This window comes from Saccharicrinis carchari (assembly GCF_900182605.1).
Taxonomy (GTDB): Bacteria; Bacteroidota; Bacteroidia; order Bacteroidales; family Marinilabiliaceae; genus Saccharicrinis; species Saccharicrinis carchari.
The window spans coordinates 501812-517033 of sequence record NZ_FXTB01000001.1; the positions used below are offsets into that span (position 1 = coordinate 501812).

The following is a 15222-nucleotide window of genomic DNA, read 5'->3' on the forward strand; positions in this document are numbered from 1 at the left end:
GATTTGGTGGGGTAGTAGCGTTTGAAATATATACGAACGCAAAAGCGGTTTGGATAACTATCCAAACCGCTTTGCATTTTATACCACGCAGGTATTTTTTTTTGTCAATTAAATTTCTTCAAAGATTGTATCCATTGGTTTTCTCACCTTTTTAGAATTTTGAGCCATATCCGCATCGTGCCTGTATCCAACTGCAAATAGCACACAAGCATTGAGCCCTTTTTCTTTTAAGCCTAACTTTTTATTGTAGGCATCGGGTTCAAAACCCTCCATTGGGGAGCAGTCTATTTTTAATTCTGCACAAGCATTTATAGCACTTGACAAGGCGATATAGGTTTGTTTAGCCGTCCAGTGAAACATTTCAACTGCTGTTTTTTCTTTTAGTTTAGTTTTCACAAAATCACCATAACCCGATATTTTATCAATTGCAACTTGGTTAATATCAGATTTTAATTGTATCAAATCATCTACATCTTTATCTGATACTTCAATATGATTGCAGAAAACAAACAAATGCGATGCGTCCGTAATTTGGGTTTGATCCCAGGACAATGGTTTTAATTCTTCCCTTAGTGTAGGATTTGTAATTTCCAATACCTTAAAGGGTTGCAAGCCATAAGAAGAAGCAGATAATTGAACTGCTTCTTTTATAAGGTTTATATTTTGTTGTGATACTTTTTTTGAGGCATCAAACTTTTTGGTGGCATATCGCCATTTTAGCTTATCTATTAATTGCATATCTTAAATTAAGATTGTTTCGTAAACTGTGCGTCGATTACCAATTTTACCTTATCAGAAACTACAACACTCCCAGCTTCGGTAACTGCACTCCAGGTTAAATTAAAATCTTTTCTATTAATTTCTCCATTAATTTCAAAGCCCGCTTTTGTTTGTCCGTAAGGATCTACTGCCACTCCGTTAAAGTCTACATTCAAAGTAATTTCTTTTGTTACCTCCCTAATGGTTAAATCGCCTATTAATTGTTGGCCATCAAGCGATTTTGAAACAAATTTAATTTCAGGAAATTTTTCAGAATTGAAGAAATCCTCCGATTCTAAATGGCTGTCTCGGTCTTTGTTTTTGGTATTTATAGATGCTGTTTTTGCACTAAATGCAATGATAGCATTGTTAAAGTTTTCATCATCAGTTTTTACTGTTGCCTCAAAATCCTCAAAATGACCTGTTACCGTTGAAATCATCATATGCTTTACTTTAAAAGCAATTTCAGAATGTACCTTATCTATTGTCCAGTTTGTACTTGTTTTCATTTTAATATTTTTTTGCTGTAAATTATTTATATTATTTTAAAATTATCGCGACTTCTATTCGAAGCACACGAGTAATACATTGCTTTTATTTCACTTCTTTTTCGGGATAAACATTAAGTAATCGAAAGAGTACTTACCTGCACCTATTATTGCAATTGTAATATAGATTACGGCATACAGAAGTGCGAACTCTTGCTTACCAAACCCATCATTTATATGGATGACGAAGGCGGCAACCACCATTGTAATAAATAAAGGAATAGCCGCAAAACGGGTACCCAAACCAATAATTATAAAAATAGAGCAAATCACTTCTGAAAATACGGCTAATGCCAAGGATGCAGTTGCCCCCACACCAATGGGATCGGGAAATTGTATAGACTCGCTGCTAAATAAAGTTTGCAATTTACCTACGCCGTGGGTAAGCATAAAAACACCTACTACTAAACGCAGTATTAAAAGCGCAATGTTAATATGGGTAGCATAATAGCCTGGATTAAATATGCTCTTTGTTATTTCTTTCATTCTTTAATCGTTAATGTTATTTCCACTTTATATTTAAATCAAATTGCTATATCTACCTTGTCATTGGCACGTCCATTAAAAGCACACGAGCATTTGAAGTTGCTTTTACATTGATGGTATCTGTGTTCCAAATACCCATTCCATCTCTTTTGGATAGTTTTTCATTGTTAACTTCTACTTCCCCTTCCAGTACGAAAGTATAAACACCATTTCCTTCTTTTTTTATTTTGTATTCATCGCTGCTTCCTTCTGTAAATTTCCCTAAATGAAACCAGGCATCTTGATGTATCCAAACGCCTTGGTCGTCATGATTAGGAGAAAGCACTTGGTAAAATTCATTTTCTTTTGCAATGTCCTTTAGTGAAATTTGGTCGTAGCGTGGCGTTACATTTTTCTCTCTGGGGAAAACCCAAATCTGAAGAAATTTTACTTCCTTATCTTTGTTCTTGTTGTATTCCGAATGTGTAACACCGGTTCCGGCGCTCATTACCTGCACATCACCTTCTTTAATAACGGCTACATTTCCCATACTGTCTTTATGTTCTAAATCGCCTTCCAAGGGAATGGATATGATTTCCATATTGTCGTGCGGGTGGGTGCCAAAACCCATTCCTCCTTGCACAGTGTCGTCGTTCAGAACGCGCAGTACACCAAAATTTATTCTTTCCGGATTATAATAATTGGCAAAACTGAAGGTGTGGTAGGAGTTTAACCAACCATGATTTGCGTGTCCCCTTGTAGCTGCTTGGTGAATTACTGTTTTCATTGTATAACTATTTTTATTTGGTAAATGATTAAATCCTACTTTTTGCATCAATGAATCGTCAGTAGATTTTGCGGGCATGCTATCTTTTGCATTAAGAATTTGCGGAGCAATAACACCTGCAATACCTGTTAAAAGTGCATTTTTTATAAAATTTTTCCGATCCATGTTCTTTGCTTTAAAAGTATACTGCAAAGATGGGGCAGGTTTAAGAACTGTGGAATATAAAAAAGGGGAGTAAACTTATGAAAATCCGACATTCAGGTCTTAATCTCGCTTTTTTTGAAGTTTGAAGGAGGTAATTGCGTGTGCTTTTTAAAAAATGCGCTAAAATTGGCCGGCTCATTAAAACCTAATTCATACGCAATTTCTTTATTGGATTTATCTGTAAAATAGAGTAGTCTTTTCGCTTCGGTTATTATTCTGGCTTGAATATATTCTTTGGCCGTTTTTCCAATTTTGTCTTTAATAGTGCGGTTTAAATGGTCAGGTGTAATATAAAGTCCATGTGCATAAAAAGTGGTAGAGTGTTCTTTTTTATAGTTGTTTTCTACTGCGTTTTTAAAAGCCCTAATCAGATTATCACCAGAAGTATCAATATCTGATTCGATTGGGTTGATAGCACAAATGTTATTACATTCTATTAGCAGGAGTTTTAAATAAGCGCCAATAGATAAACGCTTCATATCTGCATCACTATTGAAATATTTTAAAATATTTTTAGCAAAATCTTCTATTGCATTAAATTGTACTTGATTTGGCATTAGTGGCGGACTTTGTCCATAATTTTGAAAGAGGTTCAAACTTTCGATAAATGACAATGGAATAGAATTCTCTACTAAAAACTGATTTGAAAAAGTCATTACAAATCCTATAGATTTTTCTGTTTCTATCACTTGGTGTACCTGCCCGGGAGCAACAAAAAAAATTTGTTGGTTGGACAACTTGTAAGTGTTAAAGTCTATTTTATGCAGTCCCTTGGCTTTATTAATAATTAAAACCGTATAATAGTTGTGTCTGTGTGGTTCGTCAACTTTGCCCTTTCGTTTGGTATAAATATCCTCCATCCTGGATATCGCAAAACTTACGTTTTCCTTATCGGGATTTACTTCTTGATATATCTTGACGCTGCTCATTTTTTTACCCAAACGGTTTTATGTTGTTAAAATAGCACTTCCTAATTTTACAGTTACATCTGTTTATTGCTTTTATTTACCTGAAAATTAGACATGCTTACATCCGATCTGTAGGCTTAAAATGTGAAAAACCTTATACTACGGATAACAATAAGCACATCAGCAGAACAGGCAATTAACCTTCAAAACCATTAACTTATACTTTTCAAATAATCAGTTCTCTATGAACACTGCTCACAAAAATAATCAGTATTATTTATTAGTAATTGGTTTTTCTTCATATTCTGGACAGTCCAGACGGATTTCCTTGTTTAATAATTCCGTTTGGAGCAGATTACAATAATCCATCTGTTTATCTCTTTCATAAAACCTACAACCATAGCAAGTTCGTTGTACGCTCAAAATTCCACTGCGATTTAATTTGTAAATTAATTGACTTAAAGTTCTGAAAAAACTTTCTAATTCGGATTGTGAAAAGCTGGAAACTTGTTTTTTTAATGGGTTTGAAAAATCATATGTTTGAGAAACTACATCATAGCCTAAATCGGATAATGCTATTGAATAACTCCGACTGTCTGACGATGAATAATCTTTTATTATTAATCCTTTTTTATCCAATATTCTAATGGCATCACTTACCGTTGGTTTTGTAACATTAAACTCCTTGGCCAAATGACTAACGTTTCGCAATGCTTGTTTATGAAATGCGATAAAAATAAGAATCTGAATTTGAATAGGACTTAAACCAACCGTTTTAGCTTTTTCCCATAGCAATACTTTAAATACTACTGACATTCGTTCCAGACCGGCAACGATTTTACTTGTAATATCTTTTTCTTGTTTTATTGGGTTAAAAGTACTTTCCTTCATAAAAAAACCTATCGAAAATTGTTCCACAGGCAAAGTTAGTAATCCCGATTAACTTAATCGCAATTTTCCATTTCTATAATGGAAAATCCCTTCGATGTTTTATATACTTAAGATAAATCGTCATAGGCAACACCCAAATATACTATTCACTCAACATTGGATGGTCCTCATTGCGTGTGTTTACTCCCCTGAATACCGTTAGGCCATCATAGTTGAAATTCGTTTTGTATTACCCGGAAAAAGGAAACTATTGCTTTAATTGTAGTGAGCGTATAAAAAGGGTGGCTTACCCGCTAAGCCTGGAATGATCATCTTTAAAGGGGGGATTGTTGAAAGGGGATTTTTATTCAGTTTTAATTTTATTGCGGGTAGTATTAACAAGTTAGGATTCTAACTTAAAATTAAGAATCCTAACTAGATGGGTTAAAATTTATCCCTTTACATCTGCCAAAGAGGCACCAAAATTTATATGTAAAGTGTTACCATTTGGCGTTACCAAGGCTGGTACAGAATTAACACCTGCTTTTTCCGCTTCCGGTATTCTTGCCCGGTTTTCGCCAATATTAACAACTTCAACATTTTCCCGTCCAATTAAATTAATGATGTCATGTTCTGCGCTTACACATACCGGACAGCCTGCATGATAGAAAATTGATTTATTCATTTTATTCGATTTTAGATTATTGCAAAATTGCATTACAAATGCAGTAAGGAATCCTAACTATTCAAATTTTATTTAGAATTAAATGTAATATCAAGCTTGCTTTCTTGATATAAAAGTAGCCTTTACGCTTTGCTAATCCGCTACTTTGCAGAAATAAGCTTGTTGAAATTTTTAAGTTGAATTTTATAGAGGGTTCAAAAAATTTTGTTCCTTAGATTATCATTGGGCATAGCAATAGGATGGTATTTGTGTTCCTTTTTTAGCGTTGTAATGTTTCGTCTGAAAACAAAAAAGCGTTGCGTAGCGTAAGTTGATCAGTTTAGCTACAGCCACTATTTTATATCACTAGATATTAAATTACTTATATTTTGCGGCATGTGATTTTTTTGTAAATCAAATTTAAATTTACTTCCCGCATTCAAAGTACTTTCCACTGTAAGCTCACCTCCCAGTTTCTCTACAAGTTTTTTACAAATAATTAAGCCCAGACCGGTGCTCGATTCGCCGTTTGTTCCAAGTCTGTTTGTATTACTTCCTATATTAAAAAGATGTTGAACCATTTTTTCATTCATTCCGATACCTGAATCTTGTATAACCATTACTACTTTGCCATCGTGGTCGTCTTCAATCGAAATTAATATTTCGCCACCATTAGGGGTGAATTTTATAGCGTTATGTATTAAATTTCGTTGTATTGTTTTAAGTATATGCACATCCGTACAGATATCAATAGCGGCCGGTACCAGATTACTTATTTTAATTTCTTTATTACTGTATTCCTCCTTAAAGTAGTTAACACTGTTAGCGGTAATGTTTTTCAAGTTAAGCCTCTGTGGATTCATATCAATCTTGCCATGTTGTATTCTTCCCCACTCCAGCAACGATTCTAAAAGTTCAAATGCTTTTACCGATGATTTATGTATTAATAAGGCAAATTCCTGCATTTCTTTTAAGGTGAGTTTGTTGGTTTTGTCACACATAATATCTGTAACCCCTAAAATACCGGTAAAAGGCATTCTCAAATCATGAGCAATGATATTAAAGAACAGATCTTTGGAACAATTTAGTCGCTGTAGTTCTAACTTTTGATTAATAATTTCCTTGTTTTCCTTCTCCAGGGTATTTTTAATGTAACGAGTAATCAAATAAACAATAATAATTGCCGCTATATAAGCTAATATTAAGTTCGATTCTTTTAGGACAATATTGGGATTAGGTAAACTTAACGCATCATCATATTGATTATCCAGAAAAATTAATACGGCAAAGTTTAAAATAGTAATTGTAAGAAACAGCAGATGGTATTTGGGTTTAGAAACAGCAATAAATATAGCTATAGAAGCGATATAAAGTATCGGGATTGAACCCATCAAGCCTTCGTTCAGTATCCACAGAACAGATAGGAAGCCAAGGGTAGTAAAAAATAAGATAACCGCGTTGTATATTTTCTTAAAACGTGATAAGCAATAAAGTACACAATAGGCGGCAACTGCAACTAAAACCGCAGCATCCGGAATCAATGAAAATCCAGGTTTGGAATACCAGATAATAGCAGCTATACCTGCTACCGCACCAAATAAACTAACAGAATCGTATATTTTATTTTCCAAATTATACGATTCTTTATTTCCAACGAGAAAACCAAGCATAAATTTAACGTATATCTTATTATCAGAGCCAGGTATCCTGCTCTTTTGTATTCGTTCCAAAAACTTCAACGATAATAGCATGATGGCGATAAGCAAAATCCTCGAACACCCACTTCTTTAGCAGTTTATATTCAGGTGCTGATAGCCAGTTTGATGATTTAATCAATTCTTTTTTAAACAGTTCGGGATAATCAATTACACCTTCCAAAACTATTTTCTGGTGTTCCAGCATAGCATCCATATTACGTATCCGGTTTTCAGTTTAAACAATAAATAACAGCCCACATAATTCAAATAATTGGTAGCGCACACTATCATGGGAGCATTATCCAAAGAGGCCGACCCTTGATTCAGGAAAAAGCGTTTACCCAATCAATTATTGGGGCTCTAACAGCAACTAATTTTGACATCCGGAAATTAAATCAGCAGGCAGGCTGTTGGTTTTTAAATTGGAATAACTTTCTACAATATTTTTATTTTCCGTCAGGTTGGTGCTTGATAGTTAAGTTGAATTTAAATTCTTTACTATCATTAGAACATAAACTACAGATCACCTATGTATAGCGGGAATTCTATTGATTACCCAAAATAGGATTCCTTAAAACAAGTCTCCGGGTTATAGGGTCGGACTTCTCCCAAAGAAAGGTTTTCCGTCCTGGGAATATAAACCGTTAATTCACTACTATCCACGATGGTTTCTATTTTATTGATATCCATATCATTTAAAATCTTAATTTTTTTTGTCAGGATAGTTTTTGATACTGTTTCATCAATGGGGGTATACCAAGGGGGTAGATCTTTGCTTTTATCGCTGATTTTCAGGATAATTTCTTTGTTGCCAAATTCAATATCTACACTTGTTTTTATTAAATGTGATACATTATACTTAAATGTATAAGCTTTAGGCAACAGTGAAACGGTTTCTTCCAAAGTAATTTGATCTGATATTGCTACACTGCGCAAATGCCTTTCATTCCCTAAGGTTTCGGAAACTAAACTAAAATTTTCCATGATTTTTCCTTTCATTAGCTATCTTTAATTAAATTTATACTTAATAGATACTATTTATTCTAATCCGCGTATGATGCTTTAACATGTGAATCTTTAATTCTATTATTTACTGCCAATTTATAGGCACATGATTTTATTATCGAAAGAGTGTCTCTGAGATGCGACCTGTTGTACACACCCAGTTTTTCATTATTTGTTTTTAATAAGTGCTTGTATTTTGCTTCAATAAACCCGACATGCCGAAAACCTCCTCCCGATTCTTTTGATCTGGCCATCAGTTCTTCAAGGGTAATATGAATACCTATAATTACGCCAAGATCAACAATAGGGTCAGTTGCTTTCTTAAGCAATTCTTGCGTTACTATTGTTTTTTCTTGTTTGTTGTTAATATAACACTGCACCCAATTTTCCAGAATGGTGGTATAACCAGTATTGCCCAGCTGTATTTCTGTCCAAATGTACAGGTCGGGCTTAAAAAATAATTTGCCCACTTTGTTTAATGCAATTATGGACGACAGAAGAAAGCATTCGGAATCCTCAAGATTATGTATAACTTCATTGAGGAGGTCATTTATCGTTTCTGTTTTGTAGGTGTCCATTTAAGTCGTTTTTATTTATGTTGTTACGAAAATTGATGAATGTTTTGTGCGAAACATAAATTTACTACAATTCGGGGTGGATGCTTGTAGTATAACAGCAATAGGTTTGTAGATAAAATATCGATTAGAGTGTAGCATAACAGACTACAATAGAATTTTATTAGTATTTGATAATATCCATTTTACAGGGTTCGGTATCAAAAAACATGAGCAGGCTATGGTGTTGAGCTAATTTTGTAAATTAAAGGCTTGTGCCGCGCCTCCAGGCGCTATTTCCTGTTTTCGTTTCAAAAGGAGTTTACTTATGCGATTGCCCAGATAATTTAAGTGAACCGGGTTTACAAGATAGGCTGCGGCTCCAAGCAAATAGGCTTCTTCCCAATACAGTGGCGTACAGATTTCAGAAATGATAATAACAGGGATAGACTGGAGGTTCTGATTTAATTTAATCTCTTTCAGTACAGATAGGCCTGTGGTGTTTTTTAATTTAAGATCCAACAGTATGATATCGGGTTGTTCCCTGTAAATACGCTCAATGGCCTGTTCTCCACGGCATGTAGCCATACGGTAATTTTTGTTTATTAACGACTGTTGCAGTTTCATTAAAGCCCCGGTATTGTCTTCAATAATTAGAATTTTAATCTGTAATTCTTCCGTGAAATTTTCCATCGGTGTAAAAATGTTAGTCTTGTTATATGCTGGTATTAATCCGTTTCCGGGTTTAACCATGATTAGCCACCGGATGACACGTTAAACGGTCATTTAACAAGTAAAGCAATTCTTCAATTATTTTGAGGTGGCCGTATTTATCACTGCTGCTTATACCGCTCAAAACAAGTTTTTGATGATTTAACATAAGGTAGTTGTAAAAAGTGTTGCATCTATTATTTCAAACGCAAGGCAAGTATATTTATAATCAGGAGAATAGGGTGTAGTGAAAGTAGCCCGGCTTTTGTAGTTAAAACAACGATAAGAATGTAGTTGAAATGACTATAGGTTGTTTTTTATAACATAGTGGATAAGCTGAGAAGTGGATTCAAAATTCATTTTCTCGAATATACGAGATTTGTAGGTGTTGACCGTACTGATGCCTAATGCTAGGTTTGTTGCTATCTCTTTGGATGATTTACCCGAACCTATCAGGCATAAAACCTGGAATTCACGGTCGGATAGTTTTTCATGGAGCTTTTCTGAGAAACCGGATTCTAAGTCCCTTGCAAGTTTTTCTCCTAATTGTTCACTGATATATCGCCCACTATTTACCGACTTTCTTATGGCCTTTATTAATTCTTCGGGTGCCCGATCCTTGGTAATATAACCGGCAGCACCAGCCTTAATGGTTCTTACAGCAAAATCTTTTTCGGGGTTTACACTTAGCATCAGCACATGGATGTTGGGTTTTATTGCTTTTACATCTTTTAGCACATCCAGTCCGTTTCGGTCGGGTAAGTTAATATCCAATATAATCAGGTCGCACTCCTTATTACGGATAAAATCACACACCTCGGCTCCTTTTACTAATTCGCCGATAACCAAAATGTCCGTCTCGGTTTTAAGTGTCTTTTTTAGTCCTTCCCGGATAAGGAAGTGATCGTCCACTATAAGTAACTTTATCACGAATAGGTCGGTTTATTGTTCAGCTTAACATTGATCTGTTATACCAACATCCATAATAAATATACAGAAATATTTTGTAGTATACTAATTTTATTCTGGTTATCAATGGGGTAACATGGGTAATGGTATTTTGATAAATAATTCGGTTCCCTGTCCGGCTTTACTTGCTATTTTCAATTCCCCTTTTAACAGAAGTACTCTTTCTTCCATACCCATTAGCCCAAACGATTGTTTTTGCTCCCGTACATTCAGGTCAAAACCAAGCCCGTTATCGCGTATGGTAAGCAGGAGTTCGGCATTACATTTTTCGATAACGATATTTACCCGGGTAGCTTTTGCATGTTTGGCAATATTGGTGAGAGCTTCCTGAACAATGCGGAACAGGGCGATACTGGCATCATTATCCAAATTAATACTTTCAATATTCGAGCTGATATCTGTCCGGATACCATTCCTTTCTCCGAACTCGTCCAGATGCCGTTGTATGGCCGGTAAAAGTCCAAAAACATCGAGCACCTGAGGGCGAAGCTCCGTTATCATTTTCCGTACGTCGTTAATCGCCGTAGTCAATATAGCTTTCGATTGTTTTAGTTCGCTTAATATTTCCTGCCGGTTCAGCGCTTTCCCATTATTTTCAACTTCGCGCTCTATAGTCGACAAATTCATGTTCAGGGCCGATAATACCTGGCCAAATTCGTCATGTATTTCCCTGGCAATAGCAGTTCGTTCCCCTTCGCGTACCGATTGCAAATGGCGGGTAAGGGATTGTAATTGTTTCGTCTTTTTTATTAGATTTCCTTCCGCTTGTTTGAGTTCTGTTATATCCTGAATTGTTCCTAGTAGTTTTATGACCTTTCCGCTTTTAATTTGGGGTTTACAGATTGACCTCACCCACAAAGGATTTCCCCCGGCGGTAATAAACCGAAGTTCCATATCGTAGGGTTCTCCATTTTTTAAGGCTTTTTGTATAGCATTTGATATACGCTTATGTTCGTCCGGATGATAAAAGTCAATTAATTCGGGTAAAGCGTATTTGTAATCCGGCGAAACCTCATAGATGCGATAGGTCTCTTCGGTACACCATATTTCGCGTGTTTCGGCGTTTAATTCCCATCCACCCACACGAGCTACTCTACCCATTGCACTAAGGAGCGCATTGCTCCATTTTAACTCATCTTTGGTTTTTCTACGCTCTGTAATATCCAGTATGGTGAATATAAAAATTTCTGTATCGTTAAACTTAGTTTCTGCCGGATGAACTTCAAGTATAAGCTCTGCCCCTGAAGGTGTTTTTATTTCAATATCGATAGGGCTGGTTTCCGGGTTAAATAGAGCATTTAATCCTGAATTGAGGTTATTTTCCTTATTTCTGAATACCTCCGAAATTTTTTTACCGATAATTTCTTTTCGCGGAATACCAATGATAGACATATCGTGGTTGAAATCCAGGATGGTACCATCTAATCCTGCAATCAATATATCGGTAGGGGATTGTGTAAACAGGCTCTTAAATTTTTCGTTGCTTTCCATTAGCGCTTTTTTGGCTTCTTCCCGGTCGGATATATCTTGTATGATGGTAAGTGAATGCGCTTTTCCGTTGAACGAAACCGGAACTACTACTACTTCGACCGGAAACTCAGTACCGTCTTTTTTAATGTTTGTTCCAAAAGCATGAACAGATTTACCTTTTTTAATGGCTTCAAAAAATACGGCAGCTTTCTTCAACAATTTTTCTCCAACATATTTGTTTATATTTAAGGACATAAATTCATCCCTGCAATAGCCATGCATATGGTAAGAAGCGTGATTGGCATCTATTATTCGTTGAGAAAGGTCGCGTATATGAAACCCAATGGGGGCGTTATCAAAAATAGTGCGGTATCTTTCTTCACTTTCCCGGAGCGATTTTTCTGTTTCTTTTACTGTTGTGATGTCAATCAATGAGGTAAGTAAAGCATCCTGACCCCTGTAATTGATTATTTTAACCGACATGTGAGCCCAGTGTATTTCTCCCTCCTTATCTTTTATCCGGCATTCATAATTATCTACCTTCCCCTGTTGCTTAATGGTTTTTATTAATTTCTTACGGTCATTGGGATCCACATATATATCATCTGTGCTAACCTTTTTTAGTTCTTCGTGCGAATATCCTGATATTTCCGTCATTTTATCATTGACTTTAAGAATATTGCCCGGGAAGGATGTGATACTTACTGCAATAGTTGAGTTGTTAAATAATGAGCGGTAACTTTCTTCGCTTTCGCGCAGGTCTTTTTCCATCTGTTTCCGTTCGGTGATATCCACCATACTTATCAACACCTCCCTTTCTTCTTCTGAATTAAGCAGAACTGTTGAAACAAGGAAGGTAGCTTCTTTTTTTTCATTATCTTTTAACAGTGGTAACGAAACTTCTTTCATTTCATGTGTTGTGCCATTCTCAAAGCTATCCAGCACCCTGTTGTTAATAGGGCATGGAACGCAGGCAGGTTGGGAGCCGCACCCATTGGGATGATGAAGCTGATGCAGGCAACGTATGGCTTCACCACCGCGTAATCCAATTAAGTCCTGTGCAGAAGCCCCAATCAATTTTTCGCCATACCTGTTGATTTTTTTTACCCTTCTATCCTTGTCAACCAGCATAAGCAGTACAGGGGCATTTTTATAAATGGCATCCAGTTCCTCCTGATTTTTTTTATTTAAGGCTTCGGTTTTTTTCTGAAGGGTAATGTCAATTAACATCAAGTACCACCGAAGCAATTGGCCTGCTTCATCACAATTGGCCTCTATATCGGCCCTTACCCACAATGTGTGGTTGCTGTCCGTTTTAAGTTTCAGCTCAATGCGCTGCTTTTTACCAGTTTTAATGGAGTCTTTAAGCGATGCGTGATAGGAAGCCTGCCATTCTGGTGCAATAAAACGGCTGAACCCGGAACGCAGCAGGTACTGGCGATCTGTTTTCAATAATTGGACTGCCATTTGGTTTACGCGGGTAATAATGCCTTTTGCATTTATGCTTATATAAGCAATTGAGGCTAACTCATACAGATTTTCATATTCCTGTTTAAGATCCGATATCTCCCGTTGCTTCTGCCTAAGTTCTTCGTTCTGCAGTTCGAGTGCTTTCTGTTGTTGTTTTAACTCATGGATTAGTTCAAAGATATGGGAGGATTCCATATGGGGTTCAAGAGGCACCTGCTTAATCAACTCCTCTGCTTGTTGGCGGAGTGCTTCAAATTTGTCGGATTTGTTGTCGTGGTCCATATCTTTCTTTCTACAATGCCTTTCTCTACAATGCCATACCCGCAACGCGATATTGTTCCAACGCATAAACGCCATGCGTGTCACAGCATTTTGCTACGGGGGGCAATCAAAATATGTAAACAGGTAACGATAATTACAATTTACCTACATTTTTTTATATAAACAATTTAGTAACCGTTCTGCGGTATAGATTCTAATACTTAAGTAAGGAGGCTTCCGGCAAAGCATGGATAAATGGGGGAGCAGCAAAAATGGTGAAGTTGCCTTTAGCTGCATACTGGATTAACTAAACGTATTTCATTTATATTTATTCAATAGTCCAAAATCAAATGGTGTCCATAAACAAGATTTTAACCCACTTTCTTTAAATCCAGAATTTACCCAACTGTTACACGTCTTAAAACACGAAAAACTGCCTTGCGCTTTATAAAAATCATCTGTGGAAGTATATCCTTGATTTTCTAAAATAATTTTCATTCCTCTTTCGTTGGTACTAAACGTATTTAACACATAGGCATTTAATTTGGCCAATTCAGTCTCGCTGATTTTTATTTCAATCCAATCAGAACGTTTATTTTTGTAACGAGTTACGTGCATTAGCGCTGCGCTTTTTAAAAATATTGCTTTAAATGCAATACTAAAAGTTAAATCTCCCCAAGTGGGTGTATTAAGGTAAAAATCCTCATCGCCCCAACCGAATGATAAGTAGTTGTCCGATTGTTCCCGTTTTACTCCGGAAAGTTGTACGCTGTCCATATATGTTTTTGGAATTATAATGCTTAAATGAACCCCGTTGCTACTTAGATAGATGGTTTTATCCACGTCTGGATTTTCAATTTTTCGTTCCATAGTTAGGGTGGATAATATTAAGGAAATAAACAGGTACAAAATAGGGAACAATAAAAAGTATAAAACATATTTAATCAATTGTTTTGTCATGCTTAAACAGTTCGAATCATTTCTTATTTAAGGTATAAGGATTTTATCCTTTGTTAAACGTTTGCCGGTAATAATCGTTGCGAAATTCACCGTTGGGAATTATTGAACTCTGAAGCCGTTGATTAATTGTTAGGTTACCCCAATTTAACACTTTTATTACAATGATTTTAATAAAGATCAAGTTGTAAGCTTGATTATAATCGGAGCTTGAATTTCTCCGTCAATTGGAAGCAATAAACATAAGCTAAGATGGTGAAAAAATAGGTGAAAGATTAGATTAAGGGTTAAAATGCGCTTAGTTTTTATGTATATTGTAACTTCTTTAACAAACTTGTTTGTTATGCACAAAACCTTTAATCAGCTTATTTCCCTATTGATTATTCTTATCCTTTTATTGCCGGTTGCTACAAGGGTATGGATAATAGTGGATTTTAGCGTTCGGCAGAATTACATTGCCAAAGTGCGCTGCGTTAATAAAGCTGCTCCGGAAAGTACCTGTAACGGAAAGTGCTATCTAAAAAAGCAATTGAAACAGACCGGGGAGGATAGGCACAACAAAGCAACTACAATATTAAAGGAAAATATTCTGTCCAATTTTCTTCTCCCCATAGTTAATTTACAGGACAAACAACAGCATTTGACGGTGCACATAACAAGTTTTCGATTTTATCCTCCATTTAAAAAATCATTCTTCATCAACAAATTGTTTCGTCCACCCCAAAATATTTGATGGCAAATTGGTTTTTCTGTTGACAGCATAACGCGGTCAACAGAAATAAAGCATATCGATAAAAAGCAAAGTATTTACAATCTTGGTTCAGATAACTTTGATACCCTGTAAGCCGATAGGCTGGGTTCATTTTGCCGCTAAGGTGAGACACGCTTTGATTCTTGATACTTTGCACTTGATACTCATATCT

The 15222-nt window shown here is 35.8% G+C and carries 16 protein-coding genes; 1 reads left to right on the top strand and 15 read right to left on the bottom strand.

Going from position 1 to position 15222, the window contains the following annotated elements:
- Positions 1-108: 108 nt before the first annotated feature.
- The 15 genes from FN809_RS01765 to FN809_RS01830 form a co-directional block, all read right to left on the bottom strand.
- Positions 109-738, bottom strand: coding sequence for an NAD(P)H-dependent oxidoreductase (locus tag FN809_RS01765; RefSeq protein ID WP_142531753.1), 630 nt, complete (start codon positions 736-738; stop codon positions 109-111).
- Positions 739-746: 8 nt separating this feature from the next.
- A complete protein-coding gene (locus FN809_RS01770; protein ID WP_142531754.1) occupies positions 747-1268 on the bottom strand; it encodes a YceI family protein in 522 nt (173 codons plus the stop codon).
- Between the two features lie 90 nt (positions 1269-1358).
- The gene (locus FN809_RS01775) at positions 1359-1793 is read right to left on the bottom strand and encodes a DoxX family protein (protein WP_142531755.1); all 435 of its coding nucleotides are present in this window, start codon (positions 1791-1793) and stop codon (positions 1359-1361) included.
- Between the two features lie 52 nt (positions 1794-1845).
- Positions 1846-2724, bottom strand: coding sequence for a pirin family protein (locus FN809_RS01780; RefSeq protein ID WP_185957399.1), 879 nt, complete (start codon positions 2722-2724; stop codon positions 1846-1848).
- A 92-nt stretch (positions 2725-2816) separates the two neighbouring features.
- The gene (locus FN809_RS01785; RefSeq protein ID WP_221929331.1) at positions 2817-3704 is read right to left on the bottom strand and encodes an AraC family transcriptional regulator; all 888 of its coding nucleotides are present in this window, start codon (positions 3702-3704) and stop codon (positions 2817-2819) included.
- 240 nt (positions 3705-3944) lie between these two features.
- Positions 3945-4562, bottom strand: a complete 618-nt coding sequence (locus FN809_RS01790; RefSeq protein WP_142531756.1) for a MarR family winged helix-turn-helix transcriptional regulator — start codon at positions 4560-4562, stop codon at positions 3945-3947.
- A gap of 430 nt (positions 4563-4992) precedes the next feature.
- Positions 4993-5226 (bottom strand): thioredoxin family protein, encoded by a 234-nt coding sequence (locus FN809_RS01795; protein WP_142531757.1) that lies wholly within the window; start codon positions 5224-5226, stop codon positions 4993-4995.
- A gap of 332 nt (positions 5227-5558) precedes the next feature.
- The gene (locus tag FN809_RS01800; RefSeq protein WP_185957400.1) at positions 5559-6875 is read right to left on the bottom strand and encodes a sensor histidine kinase; all 1317 of its coding nucleotides are present in this window, start codon (positions 6873-6875) and stop codon (positions 5559-5561) included.
- Between the two features lie 22 nt (positions 6876-6897).
- Positions 6898-7107 carry a hypothetical protein gene (locus FN809_RS17660; protein ID WP_185957401.1) on the bottom strand — a complete coding sequence of 70 codons (210 nt, stop codon included), beginning with the start codon at positions 7105-7107 and terminating at the stop codon, positions 6898-6900.
- A gap of 347 nt (positions 7108-7454) precedes the next feature.
- The gene (locus FN809_RS01805; RefSeq protein ID WP_142531759.1) at positions 7455-7901 is read right to left on the bottom strand and encodes a hypothetical protein; all 447 of its coding nucleotides are present in this window, start codon (positions 7899-7901) and stop codon (positions 7455-7457) included.
- Between the two features lie 44 nt (positions 7902-7945).
- Entirely contained in the window at positions 7946-8485 is a 540-nt protein-coding gene (locus tag FN809_RS01810; RefSeq protein ID WP_142531760.1) for a hypothetical protein, read from the bottom strand.
- A 228-nt stretch (positions 8486-8713) separates the two neighbouring features.
- Positions 8714-9154 (bottom strand): response regulator, encoded by a 441-nt coding sequence (locus FN809_RS01815; RefSeq protein WP_185957402.1) that lies wholly within the window; start codon positions 9152-9154, stop codon positions 8714-8716.
- A 321-nt stretch (positions 9155-9475) separates the two neighbouring features.
- Complete coding sequence (locus FN809_RS01820; RefSeq protein ID WP_142531762.1) at positions 9476-10102, bottom strand: response regulator; 627 nt, start codon at positions 10100-10102, stop codon at positions 9476-9478.
- 102 nt (positions 10103-10204) lie between these two features.
- The gene (locus FN809_RS01825) at positions 10205-13363 is read right to left on the bottom strand and encodes a PAS domain S-box protein (RefSeq protein ID WP_185957403.1); all 3159 of its coding nucleotides are present in this window, start codon (positions 13361-13363) and stop codon (positions 10205-10207) included.
- Between the two features lie 297 nt (positions 13364-13660).
- Positions 13661-14212 carry a DUF2459 domain-containing protein gene (locus tag FN809_RS01830; protein WP_221929332.1) on the bottom strand — a complete coding sequence of 184 codons (552 nt, stop codon included), beginning with the start codon at positions 14210-14212 and terminating at the stop codon, positions 13661-13663.
- Between the two features lie 430 nt (positions 14213-14642).
- Between FN809_RS01830 and FN809_RS01835 the strand changes: the two genes are divergently transcribed.
- Positions 14643-15032, top strand: a complete 390-nt coding sequence (locus FN809_RS01835; RefSeq protein ID WP_142531765.1) for a hypothetical protein — start codon at positions 14643-14645, stop codon at positions 15030-15032.
- Positions 15033-15222: the final 190 nt, after the last annotated feature.